The 13481-nt window shown below is 71.4% G+C and carries 9 protein-coding genes, 1 pseudogene and 2 riboswitches; of the genes and pseudogenes, 7 read left to right on the forward strand and 3 right to left on the reverse strand.

Features of this window, described 5'->3' with window-relative positions:
• Positions 1 to 84 precede the first annotated feature (84 nt).
• Genes ACFXKZ_RS15245 through ACFXKZ_RS15265 form a run of 5 tightly spaced genes read left to right on the forward strand, consistent with a single transcriptional unit; the run spans position 85 to position 6440 of the window.
• Complete coding sequence (locus ACFXKZ_RS15245; RefSeq protein WP_380000447.1) at positions 85 to 1581, forward strand: prenyltransferase/squalene oxidase repeat-containing protein; 1497 nt, start codon at positions 85 to 87, stop codon at positions 1579 to 1581.
• Positions 1578 to 2618: a hypothetical protein gene (locus ACFXKZ_RS15250; protein ID WP_380000449.1), complete on the forward strand. Its 1041-nt coding sequence runs from the start codon at positions 1578 to 1580 to the stop codon at positions 2616 to 2618. Before ACFXKZ_RS15245 ends, ACFXKZ_RS15250 begins: the two co-directional genes overlap by 4 nt.
• The gene (locus ACFXKZ_RS15255; protein WP_380000451.1) at positions 2615 to 3850 is read left to right on the forward strand and encodes a CbiQ family ECF transporter T component; all 1236 of its coding nucleotides are present in this window, start codon (positions 2615 to 2617) and stop codon (positions 3848 to 3850) included. The genes ACFXKZ_RS15250 and ACFXKZ_RS15255 overlap by 4 nt, the downstream gene beginning before the upstream one ends.
• A complete protein-coding gene (locus ACFXKZ_RS15260; RefSeq protein ID WP_380000453.1) occupies positions 3847 to 5547 on the forward strand; it encodes an ABC transporter ATP-binding protein in 1701 nt (566 codons plus the stop codon). Before ACFXKZ_RS15255 ends, ACFXKZ_RS15260 begins: the two co-directional genes overlap by 4 nt.
• A complete protein-coding gene (locus ACFXKZ_RS15265) occupies positions 5544 to 6440 on the forward strand; it encodes an ECF transporter S component (protein WP_380000455.1) in 897 nt (298 codons plus the stop codon). The genes ACFXKZ_RS15260 and ACFXKZ_RS15265 overlap by 4 nt, the downstream gene beginning before the upstream one ends.
• A gap of 214 nt (positions 6441 to 6654) precedes the next feature.
• Here the strand turns inward: ACFXKZ_RS15265 and ACFXKZ_RS15270 are convergent.
• A pseudogene (locus ACFXKZ_RS15270) lies at positions 6655 to 7041 on the reverse strand (enoyl-CoA hydratase/isomerase family protein); the annotation flags it as partial.
• Positions 7042 to 7177: 136 nt separating this feature from the next.
• Entirely contained in the window at positions 7178 to 7771 is a 594-nt protein-coding gene (locus tag ACFXKZ_RS15275) for a cob(I)yrinic acid a,c-diamide adenosyltransferase (RefSeq protein WP_380000457.1), read from the reverse strand.
• Between the two features lie 40 nt (positions 7772 to 7811).
• Positions 7812 to 7993, reverse strand: a riboswitch (cobalamin riboswitch).
• 376 nt (positions 7994 to 8369) lie between these two features.
• A riboswitch (cobalamin riboswitch) is annotated at positions 8370 to 8505 on the forward strand.
• A gap of 129 nt (positions 8506 to 8634) precedes the next feature.
• Between ACFXKZ_RS15275 and ACFXKZ_RS15280 the strand changes: the two genes are divergently transcribed.
• Positions 8635 to 9732, forward strand: coding sequence for a peptidase (locus ACFXKZ_RS15280; protein ID WP_380000459.1), 1098 nt, complete (start codon positions 8635 to 8637; stop codon positions 9730 to 9732).
• Positions 9733 to 10239: 507 nt separating this feature from the next.
• Positions 10240 to 11052: an SAM-dependent methyltransferase gene (locus ACFXKZ_RS15285; protein ID WP_380000461.1), complete on the forward strand. Its 813-nt coding sequence runs from the start codon at positions 10240 to 10242 to the stop codon at positions 11050 to 11052.
• A 120-nt stretch (positions 11053 to 11172) separates the two neighbouring features.
• Here ACFXKZ_RS15285 and ACFXKZ_RS15290 read toward each other — a convergent pair whose 3' ends face one another.
• On the reverse strand, positions 11173 to 13473 hold the full coding sequence (locus tag ACFXKZ_RS15290; RefSeq protein WP_380001129.1) for an FtsX-like permease family protein: 2301 nt from the start codon (positions 13471 to 13473) through the stop codon (positions 11173 to 11175).
• Between the last annotated feature and the right edge of the window lie 8 nt (positions 13474 to 13481).

Here is a 13481-nt window from a genome sequence, read left to right on the forward strand (position 1 = left end):
CTACACGCTGAAGCCCGGACCGCCCGACCGGCGTCGTGTCGTGGGCGAGCCCCGGGACGCGTCGGTCTCGGAAGGGTTCCACCGATGTCCTGGCTCACTGTGCGAAAGACCGGCGCGGTCGCGGTCTGCGGCGCGATTTTGGTGGCGGTCTCCCCTGTCTTCTCCGCGTCGGCCGACGCCGCGAACCCGTATGCCGCGCAGGCCGCCGCGGCGGCGAAGTGGCAGGCCGGGGAGCTGGTCGACGGCGGGATACCCGGGTTCTCCGGTTCGGACTGGGGCCTGACCATCGACACCGTCATGGCGCTGGCGGCCACCCGTTCGGAGCCCGCGGCGCTCAAGGCCGCGACCGACGCCGTGGCGGCCAACATCCGCAAGTACAACAGCGCCGAGGAGTGGGGCATGCCCGGCTCGCGGATCGCCGGGGCGACCGCGAAGGTGTTGTTCGCCTCGGTCGTGGCCGGCCGCAACCCGGCCGCGTTCGGCGGGCTGGACATGCGGGCGGAAACCCTCGATCTGGTCGCCGGCCCGGACGCGGGCGACGACGTGGGTCGGGTCCGGGACAAGCTCACCGGCAGCCCGGACTCCGGCAACGCCTTCGGGCAGTCGCTCGCCGTGCTGGGCCTGGCCCGCAGTGGCGGAGTGCCGCAGAGTGCGGTGGACTTCCTGATCAAGCAGCAGTGCCCCAGCGGCGGCTTCCGGCTGTTCCCGGGTCAATTGGGCAGCACCGGGCCGGTCTGCCAGGACATCCCGACCACCGTCCTCGACCCGGACTCCACCGGAATGGCCGTGCAGGCACTGCTGTCCGCGGCGGCGGAGAACGGGTCGACCGGCGCTGCGGCGGCCGCGAAGAAGGGCGCGGACTGGCTGAAGTCCCGGCAGCGAGCGGACGGTTCGTTCGGCGGCTCGGGTCCCACGGCGGCCTCGAACACCAACAGCACCGGCCTGGCCGGGCAGGCCCTGCACGCGGCCGGCTACTCGGCCGAGGCGGACAAGGCCGCCGCGTGGGTGGCCAAGCACCAGATCACCGCCGACGACGCCGGCGCCGCGACCAAGAACGTCGGCACGATCGCCTACAACGAGGAGGCGCTGACCTCGGCTCGGGCGGAGGGCATCCCCGACTTCCAGCGCGACCAGTGGCGCCGCGCGACCCCGCAGGCCCTGCTCGTGCTCGCGGGCGTCCCGCTCGGCGACCTGGGCAAGGCGCCGACCGAACCGACCGGGACCGCGACGAGCACTCCCGTACCGACCCGTTCCGACACTCCCGCGCCCACCGGCTCGGCCACCCACACCGGGTCCGAGAGCCCATCGGCCTCGACGTCGGCGACGCCCACCACCTCGCTCAGCCAGACCGCTAGCGCGTCGATCTCCGCGTCTTCGTCCGCGTCCGCGACGAACACGAACCAGGCCGGCACAGGCGGCGGAAGCACCGTCGGCGGTGGCGGCACCGCGAACGGGGGCGGTGGCAGCCTCGCCCGTACCGGTGCGGAGATCGGCGGCCTGGTGCTGCTCGCGGTCGGCCTGGTCGGCACCGGCTTCGCCGTCCGCGCGGGTGCGCGCCGCAAGAACGGACAGCACACGTGAGGCGCCTCGGCCGCAGACGCCGAATGGCCCGCCTGGTCGCCGCCCTGGCCCTGCTCGCCCTGCCCGCCACCGCCCAGCTCACCGTCGCCGCACCGACCGCGCGCGCGGTCGACACGTCCAAGGGCACGCCCGGATACTGCCCGGACGGCAACGGCGTGACGGTCGTGATCGACTTCCAGGAGCTGGGCGGTACGACCATCGTGCGCTGTGCGCGTGGCGATCAGGCCACCGGCCATGCCGCGCTCAAGAACGCCGGCATCGAGATCGCCGGCGTGGCCCGCTGGGGCGAGTCCTTCATCTGCCGGATCGAGGGCAAGCCGGGGGCCAACTCCGAGGCGTGCATCGACACGCCGCCGGCGAGCGCTTACTGGTCGTACTGGCACTCCCCCAACGGTGGTTCGTGGACGTACAGCCAGTGGGGCGTGATGAACCGCAAACCGCCGCTCGGCAGCTTCGAGGGCTGGTCGTTCTCCAAGAACAAGACCGAGACCACCAACCCCTCGCCGCGCGTGGCACCGTCACGCCCGACCACGCCCGCCACCCAGGACCCGCCGCCCAGGACGAACAACCCGCAACCGCCGGCCGGCAACGGAGGCAACTCCGGCAACGGCACGACGTCGGCGGGATCGGGAGGCAAACCGGCCGGAACAGGAGGCGGCACCGCGTCGACCGGGTCCGCCTCGAACGCGGCCGGCGGGACCGCCGCCTCGGGTACCGACCCACTGGCCCCCGGGCCCGGCGTCTCCGGAAATCCGATGGAGCCCGAACCCCCGCCGGCCGCTCCGGCGAGCGAGGTGCCCTCCACCGCCCCGACCGGGTCCGCGGCGCCCGAGCCCGCCTCGGCCGCGCCGTCCGTGCAACCCTCCGGCGTCACCCCGCAGGGCCAGACCTGGACCGGCGGCGAGGAGTTGGCCACGAAGAAGCGGGACGGCATCCCGACCATGACCATCGTCGGCATCGCCCTGCTCGTTGCCATCTGCGCGGCAGCCGGATTCACCACGTGGCGCCGCCGGACGCGCGCCGACGGATCGGGATGAACGTGCCCCACCCGAAACCGTCGCCGACCGCCGCGGCGTTCCGCCGCGGCGGCGGCCGGCTGCCCCGCACCGTGCACCCCGGCGCGTGGTGGTTGTGGGCCCTGGGGCTGGCCACCGCCGCCGGCCGAACCACCAACCCCCTGCTGCTCGCGTTGCTCCTGGCGGTGGCCGGGTTCGTCGTCGCCAACCGGCGCAGCGACGCCCCGTGGGCCCTGGCGTTTCGGATGTACCTGTTCCTTGGGTTGTTCATCGTCATGATGCGGGCGCTGTTCCGGATCGTCTTCGGCGCGGGCGCGGCGAGCGGGCATGTGCTCGTCGACCTGCCGGAGATCCCGCTGCCCGCGTGGGCGGCGGGCATCCACCTGTTCGGGCCGGTCGCGCTCGAACACGTCCTGGGCGGGTTCTACGACGGGTTGCGGCTGGCCACGATGATCGTGTGCCTGGGTGCGGCGAACGCGCTGGCCAGTCCCAAGCGCATGCTCAAGGCGGTGCCGGCGGCGCTGTACGAGGTGGGCGCGGCGGTGGTCGTCGCGCTGTCGGTCGCGCCGCAGTTGGTCGAGAGCGTGCAGCGGGTGCGCCGGGCCCGCCGACTGCGCGGCGGGGCGCAGAAGGGCATGCGGGCGTTGCGGTCGATCGCGATCCCGGTCCTTCAGGACGCGCTGGATCGTTCACTGGCACTGGCTGCCGCGATGGACTCGCGCGGATACGGCCGCAATCGGCATCTGCCACGCGCGATCCGACTGTTGACCGGCGTCCTGACCCTCGTCGGGCTGATCGGCGTGTGCGTCGGCGTCTACGCGCTCCTCGACGGAAGCACACCCCGCTACTTGGGCGCCACCATGCTGCCCGGCGGCCTCCTGATCGCCGGCATCGGCTTCGTGCTCACCGGCCGGCGGATCAACCGGAGCATCTACCTCCCCGACCGCTGGCGCCCGGCCGAATTCGCGGTCGCCGGCTGCGGTCTGGGCACCGGCGCGCTGCTCTACCTGACCAGCCGGATCGACGCGGGCAACCTGTACCCGTCGCTGAGTCCACTCGCCTGGCCCGAACTGGCCCCGCTCCCGGTCCTCGCGCTGCTCGTCGGCGTGCTGCCCGCGTGGCTGGCACCGCCACCTCCGCTCACCGCACCTCGCATCGGCGACACCGTGCCCGCACCCGATGCGTCGGCCGTCGCGCCGAAGGCGGGTCCAGCCGGTACCGGTACCACCATCAGGGAGAAGTCCGTCCGGTGATCGAATTCCGCGACGTCACCATCACCTATGCCGACGCACCGGCCCCCGCCCTGCGCGACGTGCAATTGACCATCTCCGAAGGGGAGTTGTGTCTGGTCGTCGGCCGCACCGGGGCAGGCAAGTCCACCCTGCTGGGGGCGATCAACGGCCTGGTCCCGCACTTCACGGGCGGCACGTTGCGCGGCAGCGTGCTGGTCGACGGCATCGACACCCGCACACAGCCACCGCGCGAGTTCGCACACCTGGTGGGCGTGGTCGGTCAGGATCCGCTCGCCGGTTTCGTCACCGATACGGTCGAGGAGGAACTCGCTTACGCAATGGAGCAGTTGGCTATCCCGTCGGCGGTGATGCGCAAACGTGTCGAGGAAACCTTGGACCTGCTCGGTATCGCCGAGTTGCGCCATCGCCCGCTGCGCACGCTCTCCGGCGGCCAGCAGCAGCGGGTCGCGATCGGCTCGGTGTTGACCGCGCACCCCCGTGTACTGGTCCTGGACGAGCCGACCTCGGCACTCGACCCGACCGCCGCCGAGGACGTCCTGGCCGCGATCACCCGGCTCGTGCACGACCTCGGCATCACCGCGATCGTCGCCGAACACCGCATGGAACGGGTCGTGCAGTACGCCGACCGACTCGTCCACCTGCCCGGCGACCACACCGTGCGCGACGGCTCGCCCGCCGAAATCCTGGAGACCTGCGACATCGCCCCGCCCGTGGTCGAACTCGGGCGGCTCGCCGGCTGGTCGCCGCTGCCGCTGTCGGTCCGCGACGCCCGCCGACTGGCCGCACCACTGCGGGCGCGGTTGGCGGACTGTACCCCACCCGGACCACGATCGGCCCATTCCTCGGCCGACCCGCTGCTGACCGCGCGGCGCATCATCGTGCGCTATGGCGACGTGATCGCCGTACGCGGCCTCGACCTGGTGTTGCCGGCCGGGCAGGTCACCGCCCTGATGGGCCGCAACGGCTCCGGCAAATCCTCGCTGCTGTGGGCCCTCCAGGGCTCCGGTCCCCGCCAGGGCGGCACCGTGGACGTGGCGGGCACCGATCCGGGCCGGGCCGAGCCGAAGCGGGCTCGCGCGCTGGTCGCTCTGGTCCCGCAGACTCCTGGCGACCTGCTCTACCTGGAGACCGTGGACGCCGAATGCGTCGAGGCGGACCGGGAATCCGGCGCCGAAGCCGGTGCGTGCCGGGCGCTGCTCGATCGCATCGCGCCGGGGATCGACGGCACCCTGCACCCGCGCGACGTCTCCGAGGGGCAGCGCCTCGCCCTGGTGCTTGCCATCCAACTGGTCGCTGCGCCACAGGTGGTGCTGCTGGACGAACCGACGCGCGGCCTCGACTACCACGCGAAGCGGCGGTTCGTCCGAGTGGTGCGCGAACTCGCCGACGCCGGGCGGGCGATCGTACTGGCCACACACGACGTCGAATTCGTCGCCCAAGTCGCCGACCGCGTGGTGGTGATGGCCGAAGGCGACATCGTCGCCGACGGTCCGACCGCCGAAGTCGTAGTCTCCTCGCCCGCGTTCGCGCCCCAGGTGGCCAAGATCCTCGCACCGGCCGAATGGCTGACCGTCACCGATGTCGGCAACGCCCTTGCGGATACGGACATCAGCGACCGGGAGTCCGCCTCCGAGGAAGGCGTCCCGACCGCACGCGACGCTCGCGCATCCGCCGCAGACAGGGAGCCCACCCGATGACGACCGTCACCGACACGCGCAAACGCACCAACGCGATCCGAATCACCCCGCGTACCGCGATCGTGCTCACCATCGCCTCGATCGCGGGCTTGGCCATGTTCCTGTGGCCGCTGTTCGCCTCCCCCTCCCCCGAATCGGCCGCGCACTCGGGCGACGCGCCGCTCATCTTCGCCGTCACCCTGCCGTTCGTGGTCGCGGTGGTGCTGGCCGAACTCACCAGCGGCGGGCTCGACTCCAAGGCGCTGGCCATGCTCGGCGTGCTCTCCGCGATCAACGCGGCACTGCGTCCGCTGGGCGCCGGCACCGCCGGGATCGAGACGGTGTTCTTCATGCTCGTCCTGGCCGGACGCGTGTTCGGCCCCGGGTTCGGATTCGTGCTCGGCTGCACCTCACTGTTCGCGTCCGCCCTGCTCACCGCCGGCGTGGGCCCGTGGTTGCCGTTTCAAATGCTGGCTTCCGCCTGGGTCGGACTCGGCGCGGGCCTGTTGCCCCGGCGGGTGCGCGGGCGGCGCGAGATCGTCATGCTCGCCTGCTACGGCGTCTTCGCCGCCTACGCGTTCGGGTTCCTCATGAACATGTGGTTCTGGCCGTTCCTCGCCGACTCCGAATCCATGGTCGGCCCGGCCTTCGTCCCCGGCGACGGCATCCTGGACAACCTGCGCCGGTTCTTCGTGTTCACCGTGCTCACCTCGACCTTCGGATGGGACACCGGCCGCGCCATCACCAACTGCCTCGCGATCGTCCTCGTCGGCCCGGCGGTGCTGGCCGCCCTACGGCGCGCATCCCGCAAGGCGGCCTTCGAGGCACCAATCGTGTTCGAACCCGCCCCGGCCGACAACGGCCTTACGCAAGTCGGCACCGCGACCACCAAGCCGACGAAGCCCGCCCCATAGCTGCGTTCCGTATGTGGCGCCTACCGCCTCTGCCTTGCGCCCACCGCCCGGAGCAGACGACACCGCAGACATTCGGGATCCCCGCATTCGTCCTGCATCGACTCCGGATCCTTCCCATCCCCCGTATGTTTCAGTTCCCGAGCGATCGACAGCAGATGTCGGTGCGGGCATGCGATCGGGACGGCGGGCGGCTGGGCAACCGCTCGGCGTTCTCGGCGAGTTCGCCCAAGGGCGCCGGGTCTGCGAAGCGGCCGAGGACGTCGGCCGGCGTCCCGGTGGCCAACGCCTCGATCACCGCGTCCAGGCGGTGCGAGGGCACGAAGTGGTCGGCGAGGCCGCAGGCGATCGCGTCGCCCGCGCCGATGGCGGAGCCGGTCAGCGTCAGGGGCGTACCCGACTCGCCGGGGGCTCGGGCGAGCAGGTCGGTGCCGCCGACGTCGGGGACGAAGCCGATGCCGGTCTCGGGCATGGCGATCGTCGAGCGCTCGGTGACGATGCGCACCTTCCCATGCGCGGAGATGCCGACGCCGCCGCCCATCACGATGCCGTCCATGACGGCGACGTAGGTCTTGGGGTAGCGGGCGATGCGGGCGTTGAGCCTTGCCACCCGGCCGCGGCGGCGGCCGGGTGGCAAGTCCGGGAACGCAATTCGGGTTGTCTCCCGAGCGAGTCGTTCGTGCCGCCACACCTGCGAGAACCGGTGCGATATCGGCCGGCGGAACGGTGGCGGCGCGATGTCAGCGGTTGCGGCCGGGACTCCACAGCACGTCGCCGCGCCCGCCGTCGTTGGCCAACCGTGCGAGAATGAACAGCAGGTCCGACAAACGGTTCAGATAGCGGACGCACACCGGGTTCACCGTTGCCGCCTCCCCGCCGGACAACTCCGTGTCCGTCTCGATCAGCGCCCACGCCGAGCGCTCCGCCCGGCGGGCGGCCGTCCGCGCCGTGTGCAGGAGCGCCGCGCCGGGCGTACCGCCCGGCAGTACGAACGACCGCAAGGGCTCGAGCCGTTCGTTGAACGTGTCGCACAAACGCTCGAGCCGGGATACGTCCTCGTCCCGGACCCGCAGGCGCTCGTCCCCGTCGCGGATCGGAGCGCACAGGTCCGCGCCCACGTCGAACAGGTCGTGCCGGATGCCTTCCAGGACGTTCCGCAGCTCCGCGTCCAGGCAACCCAGCGCCAGCGCCACACCGATGGCGGCGTTGGTCTCGTCGGTGTCGGCATAGGCAACGATCCGAGGATCGGTCTTACGGACACGGGAGTTGTCGCCCAACGCGGTCGTACCCGCGTCGCCCGTGCGAGTGTAGATACGGCTCAGCACCACAGACATGGCGAACCACCGGCCTCTCTCGGGGAAATCCGCCCCGGTTGTATCGAGGTGGCGACGACGTGAGTCTCCTGGCTCTCGGATCAACACTTCCCCCGGCCTTCCAACCCCGAAGCGGGGCCGTGGCCTTGACGGGAGTCGCTCCCCGATCACAGTGGCGGGACCGCACCGGAATCACACCGGTTTCCTCGGCTTCGCCGTCGCACAGCAGGCCATAGCATGACACGCGGCCCTCGCCGGCACCAGACCCGACCCGGGACCTCCTGCCACGGGCAACCGCACTCCTGCTCGACCGGGGCGCACCACACACGTGCAGCGTTTCCGAGACGGCGCCACCCACCAACACACGGGCCGCGCCTGACACCGCTCGGTCGCTGAGCTGCTTCCTCGGGCCCGCCCCCACACCGACCCCGGTCAAGAGGCGGCGTGTGACTACTGAAGCCTCAAGGAGGATTTCCGGATTCCGTGTCGGATCCATCCTTCAGGTGCCGGCGATCTTGTTGGCCGGAAAGAGAGTTCCTTCCGGAGTGAGCGATCCGTAGAGTGCGGGATCTGCAGGTCTGAGCAGTCGACGTACCGATTCCGGGCGTCTTCATCTGTTTCGATCGTCTTGTGTGACGACTCGCAGTAGCTCCGACGACGGGGGAAGTCCGGTGTGAATCCGGCGCTGACCCGCAGCGGTGATCCGTCCCTCCCGACGGCGAGCCCGAATGCCCGTCGCCGCAGTGTTCGTCTCCCATCCCCGTCGTGGTCCGCGGGACGGAGCCCCAGCGACCCGTGCGTCGGGACGGTGCCGCCGTCGGTGTGCCCGCTCGGCCGCCGGGTCTCCCGGGTCCGCCGTGCCATGGGCCCGGAAAGGCACCGTGATGACGCTCACCCGACCCGGACGCCGGATCGCCGCGCTGTTCGGCGGACTGGCCCTCGCCGGTACGGCCGCCCTGATCCCGTCCACCGCCGTGGCGGCTCCACCGACGACCGACACGACGCCCCAGGCAAACGTGTCCATACTCTCCGGCAACCGCACCCAGGCCGCGGCGGGATGGCTGGCCCGGCAACTCGTCGACGGCGAACGCTTCGAGACCACCTTCGACGGAGTGACCTACCCCGACCAGGGCCTGACGATCGACGCGATCTTCGCATTCGCCGCAGCCGGGGTCGCCGACGACAACGGAGCCAAGGCCACCACGTGGCTCGCCCGCCCGGAGATCCTGTCGGGGTACATCGGCGACGGCACCACCAACGCCTACGCCGGAGCCACCGCCAAGATCCTCCTCGCCGCCGAGGTGCGCGGTGTCGACCCCACCTCGTTCGGCGGCGTGGACCTCCCGGCCCGACTGCTCTCGTTGCAAAAGCCTTCCGGCCGCTTCACCGACACCTCGCCGTGGGGCGACTACAGCAACGCCTTCAGCCAGTCCCTCGCGCTCCTGGCGCTCGACCGCACTGCGGCCGGCGCCCCCGCCGCCGCGGTGGACTTCCTGGCCGACGCACACTGCGCCGACGGCGGATTCCCCCTCGACTACGGTCTGTCCACCTGCACCAGCGACGCCGACTCGACCGCGATGAGCGTGCAGGCGCTGGCCGCCACCGGGCGCCACCAGGAAGCGGCCGCCGGACTGAACTGGCTCGCCTCACACCAGCTTTCCGACGGCGGCTTCGGTACGGTGGGCGCCACCACCTCGAACGCCAACAGCACCGGCCTGGCCGCCCAGGCCCTGCTCTCGTCCTGGCGCGTGATACCGGGCCTGACCGCCCGGCACTTCCTGACCGAACGTCAGGTCGGTTGCTCGGCATCCACGGCCACGCGAGGCGCGATCGCCTACGACACCGGCGGGTACAACCCCGCCACCGCCACCAGGGCCACCGCTCAGGCGGTTCTCGGCCTGGCCGGCGCCGGCTTCGCCGACCTGAGCAGCGCGGGCGCTCATCGGAACGCCCCCACACTGCACTGCCCCACCACACCCTGACCGGACGAGCCAGCGGCCACCGTCGACACGGTAGCCGCTGCCTCGACAGGTGCGGGTGTCGGTCCCGGGGGCCCTCCTGCCGAGGCGGCAAGCATGTCGCGACAACAGCACCCCTCTCAGGGCCCTCTCACGCATTGGGAATCACGCGGCATCGAAAATCCCCATGACACTCGGACAGGAGAGCGTCCAGCCCAAGGTTTCTGCACCGACGGGCACGGCAGGAACGCCCGTTCGAGCACTGGGGGTCAAGGGGCACGACGGTGTTCAAGAGGCGCCGGCCAGGGCAAAAGCCCAGGTCGGCGCCTCTTGCAGATTTCGACCACCTTCCATGGGCACGCACAACACTCACTGCGTCGCCGACACGCGTGGCGACACGGTCGGTGGCGGTGAACCGATTGGTCGGCGCCTGGCACAATGGTTCGGGAACGGGTTCGAAGGCGCTTGGGCGCGCAGCCTTTCGTTCGGGATGCACCGGGTGAACGGCGGACAGGAAAAGGGACCACCGTCGTGAGCGAGAATCGACCGTCCGAGGGCCAGCCGATCTCGGGGCCCGACGTCGCGCACAACGCCCGGGTCTGGAATCACTGGCTGGGCGGCAAGGACAACTACCCGATCGACCGCAAGGTCGGCGACCACGTCACGAGCATGTTCCCGAGCATCGGCGAAGTCGCCCGCGCGGACCGGGAGTTCCTGGGTCGCGCGGTGCGCTTCCTGGCCGGTGAGGCCCGGATGGACCAGTTCCTCGACATCGGTACCGGGCTGCCCACCGCCGACAACACGCACGAGGTCGCCCAGCGGGTGAATCCCGCCGCGCGGATCGTCTACGTGGACAACGACCCGCTCGTCCTGGCGCACGCCCGGGCGCTGCTCACCAGCACCCCCGAGGGTGCCACCGATTACATCCACGCCGACGCGCACCACCCCGACGCCATCGTCGCGGACGCGAAGGCGACACTGGACTTCGACCGCCCGGTGGCGGTGATGCTGCTCGGCAGCCTCAACTTCATCCTCGACACCGACACCGCCGTGGACATCGTCGGCCGGTTGATGGCCGCCGTACCGTCCGGCAGCCACCTGGTGATCACCCATCCGACCACCGAACTCGGCGGCGAGGGCAACGTCGAGGCCATGCGGTTCTGGAACGAGAACGCCACGCCGCCGATCACCGCCCGCAGCCTCGCCGAGTTCACCCGCTTTTTCGCCGGCCTGGACCTGCTCGACCCGGGCATCGTCTCCTGCGCCCGCTGGCGAGCCGCCCCCGTCGACGGCGAACTCCCGCCGATTGTCCCGCAGTTCGGCGCGGTCGCCCGCAAGCCCTGACCCTGTCACGCGCAGCTTTGACGAACACACTACGGCGGCGTCGGGCCCGAAGTCTCCGACCCCGACGCCGCCGCGCGTTCAGCCATACCGTGCGCAGCTTCGTCCGCCCACTTCGCCCGTCTACTCCGTCCGCAACCCGTCCGGCCGCATCATCCGCCACAGCGGCGGCAGACTCAGCGCCGTGACCAACAGCACCACACCCGCACCGATACCGGTCATCGACGCCAGCCCGGCCCAGTCCACCCCGAACGGACGTTGCGCCATGCCGAGCAGCGCCGCGCCCAACGCCACCCCGGTGCCCGCCGCGAGGAACAGGCCGAGCACGACCGGGATCGCCGTCTGGTACAGGATCGACCAGCTCAACGTGCTGCGCCTGGTGCCGAACGCAACCAGGACCGACAACAACTTCCGCCGCTCGCGCAGCTGTTCCAGCATGGTCACCAGCAGGCTCGCGCCGATCATCAGCAGCACCACCGTCGAGCCGATGAACAGCGCGGTGCGCACATTCGCGAACCGCCGGGACTCGTGGGTCTCGTTCAGCGTGTACACCTGCGCCAACGGATCCACCCGGGCCATGGCGTTGCGCGCCAGGTCGCTCGCGTCCCGCACCGCGGGGTCGAGCGCCAAGGTCATCGAGTACGTCAGCTGCCGGCTCACGGCCGCCGGCACCGCGCCGGGCGTCGCCAACACCCCGTCGGGGGCGATCCCGCTCCCGTCCGCCCGACCCGGGACCGTGCGCGCGGCCGCGGGGATCACCCACGGCGTGAGCACGGGCGTCGCACGCGGGCCGTGGCCCATGTCGATGACCACGTTCTTCCCGGGCACCGGCCGCATGCTCCCGACGGAACTCGACGTGCGCGGGTCGACGACGAACGTGTCCCCGTCCGCACATCCCTCGATCCGGGCCAACTCGCGCAACGTGTCACATGTCCCGATCGTCAACGACGCGCCCGGACCGGGCTCGTCGCCCGGCTCGGCCAGGCGGGTGGAGGATCGCCAAAACGCGCTGCGCACCCCCGTCGTCTCCCGGATCTGCCCGGCGATCCGCTCGATCCCCTCGGTGCTCACCAGCGCGTCGGAGCTCACCGAGAGTTGGGCCCGCGTCGTATCCGCGCCGGTCTCCTTGGTGTAGTCGTTCTCGATCCCCAGGAAGAGCATCTGGAGCGCGATCGCCCCCGCCACCGCGACCGCGATGCCGTTGACCGCCCGGGCCGCCGAAGTGCTGCCCACCTGGAGCCGCCGGACCGCCAGTTGCCACGGCACCCGACCGGCACCGAGCCGGGCCACCACCGTCTCCACGAGCCAGGGCAGCAGCGCGTTGACCCCGAGCAGGAGCAGCACCACGCCGAGCACGACCTGTCCCCGGTTGAACTCCCCGCTCTCCGATCCCTGACGGATCAGCGGGTACAGCGCGGCCAGTCCCGCGAGCGGCAGCAGCAGGCGCCACCACACCCGGCGCCGAGGAGGCGTGCCGGCCCGGACCACGCCCAGCGGTTCGATCACCACGGCACGCAACGCGAACAGCGTCACCGCGACCGCCGAACACGGCACCGCCAGCGCCACGAGCACCGCGAGCGGCACGCTCGGATCCAGGTCGGCCGGGAAGATGCTCAGGTCGAACGCGGAGGCCACGCCGGTCAGTTGCCGCCCGATCAAAAAGAAGCCGAGCCCGAACAGCAGGCCGAACAGTGATCCCGCGAGCGCCTCCCCCGCCGCGATCCACCGAGTCCTCCGCGCGTCGGCGCCGACCAGCCGCAGCGCCGCGAGCCGCCGGTCCCGCCGTTCGCCGCCGAACCGCACGGCGGTGGCGATCAGCACCGCGACCGGCATCAGCAGCACCACGAACATCACCACGACCAGCAACACCAGCCGGGGATCCATCGGATCGGCGGGAAACGAACTGCCGAACGCGGTGATCCGCTGCACCGAACTCCATCGGTCGCCCGCGGTCACGGTGTCGTTCCCGGCGTAGAAGGCCAGTTCGTCCGGGCCGATCAGGCCCTTGTCGCCGATCGTGCCGACCGTGCGGTACGGGAACCGTTCCCGGAGCAGCCGCCCCCGGCTCGAATCGAGCAGGTCGGCCAGCGCCGGCGAGACGACCATCTCCCCCGGCCCCGGCACCTTGGCCAGCCCCGGCGGGATCGGCGCCTTCGGGCCCTGCGCCCGCAGGAGCCGGCCCCGGATCTCGTCGCCCTTGTAGCTGGTGTCGGCGTTGGCGATCAGCAGCGTGTGGTCGCCGGCCTGCGCCGCCTGCCCGCTCTGTTCGTTGCGATCGCGGCCCCGCTCGTCCCGCGCCGACAGCGCGCTCGGAATCGCGGTGGTCAGCAGCAGCAGCGCCACTCCGAGGCCCACGCCGATCGCGGTCAACAGTGTGCGGATCCAGCCTTCCCGGCCGCCGGTGACCGCGAATCCGGCGCCCATCCTGAGAT

This window comes from Embleya sp. NPDC059237, assembly GCF_042754105.1.
Classification (GTDB): Bacteria; Actinomycetota; Actinomycetes; order Streptomycetales; family Streptomycetaceae; genus Embleya.

Bases quoted from the DNA above. Each gene is read 5' to 3' on its own strand.
- ACFXKZ_RS15245 (WP_380000447.1), top strand. From the start codon at position 85: ATGTCCTGGCTCACTGTGCGAAAGACCGGCGCGGTCGCGGTCTGCGGC.
- ACFXKZ_RS15255 (WP_380000451.1), top strand. From the start codon at position 2,615: ATGAACGTGCCCCACCCGAAACCGTCGCCGACCGCCGCGGCGTTCCGC.
- ACFXKZ_RS15265 (WP_380000455.1), top strand. From the start codon at position 5,544: ATGACGACCGTCACCGACACGCGCAAACGCACCAACGCGATCCGAATC.
- ACFXKZ_RS15275 (WP_380000457.1), bottom strand. From the start codon at position 7,771: ATGTCTGTGGTGCTGAGCCGTATCTACACTCGCACGGGCGACGCGGGT.
- ACFXKZ_RS15280 (WP_380000459.1), top strand. From the start codon at position 8,635: ATGACGCTCACCCGACCCGGACGCCGGATCGCCGCGCTGTTCGGCGGA.
- ACFXKZ_RS15290 (WP_380001129.1), bottom strand. From the start codon at position 13,473: ATGGGCGCCGGATTCGCGGTCACCGGCGGCCGGGAAGGCTGGATCCGC.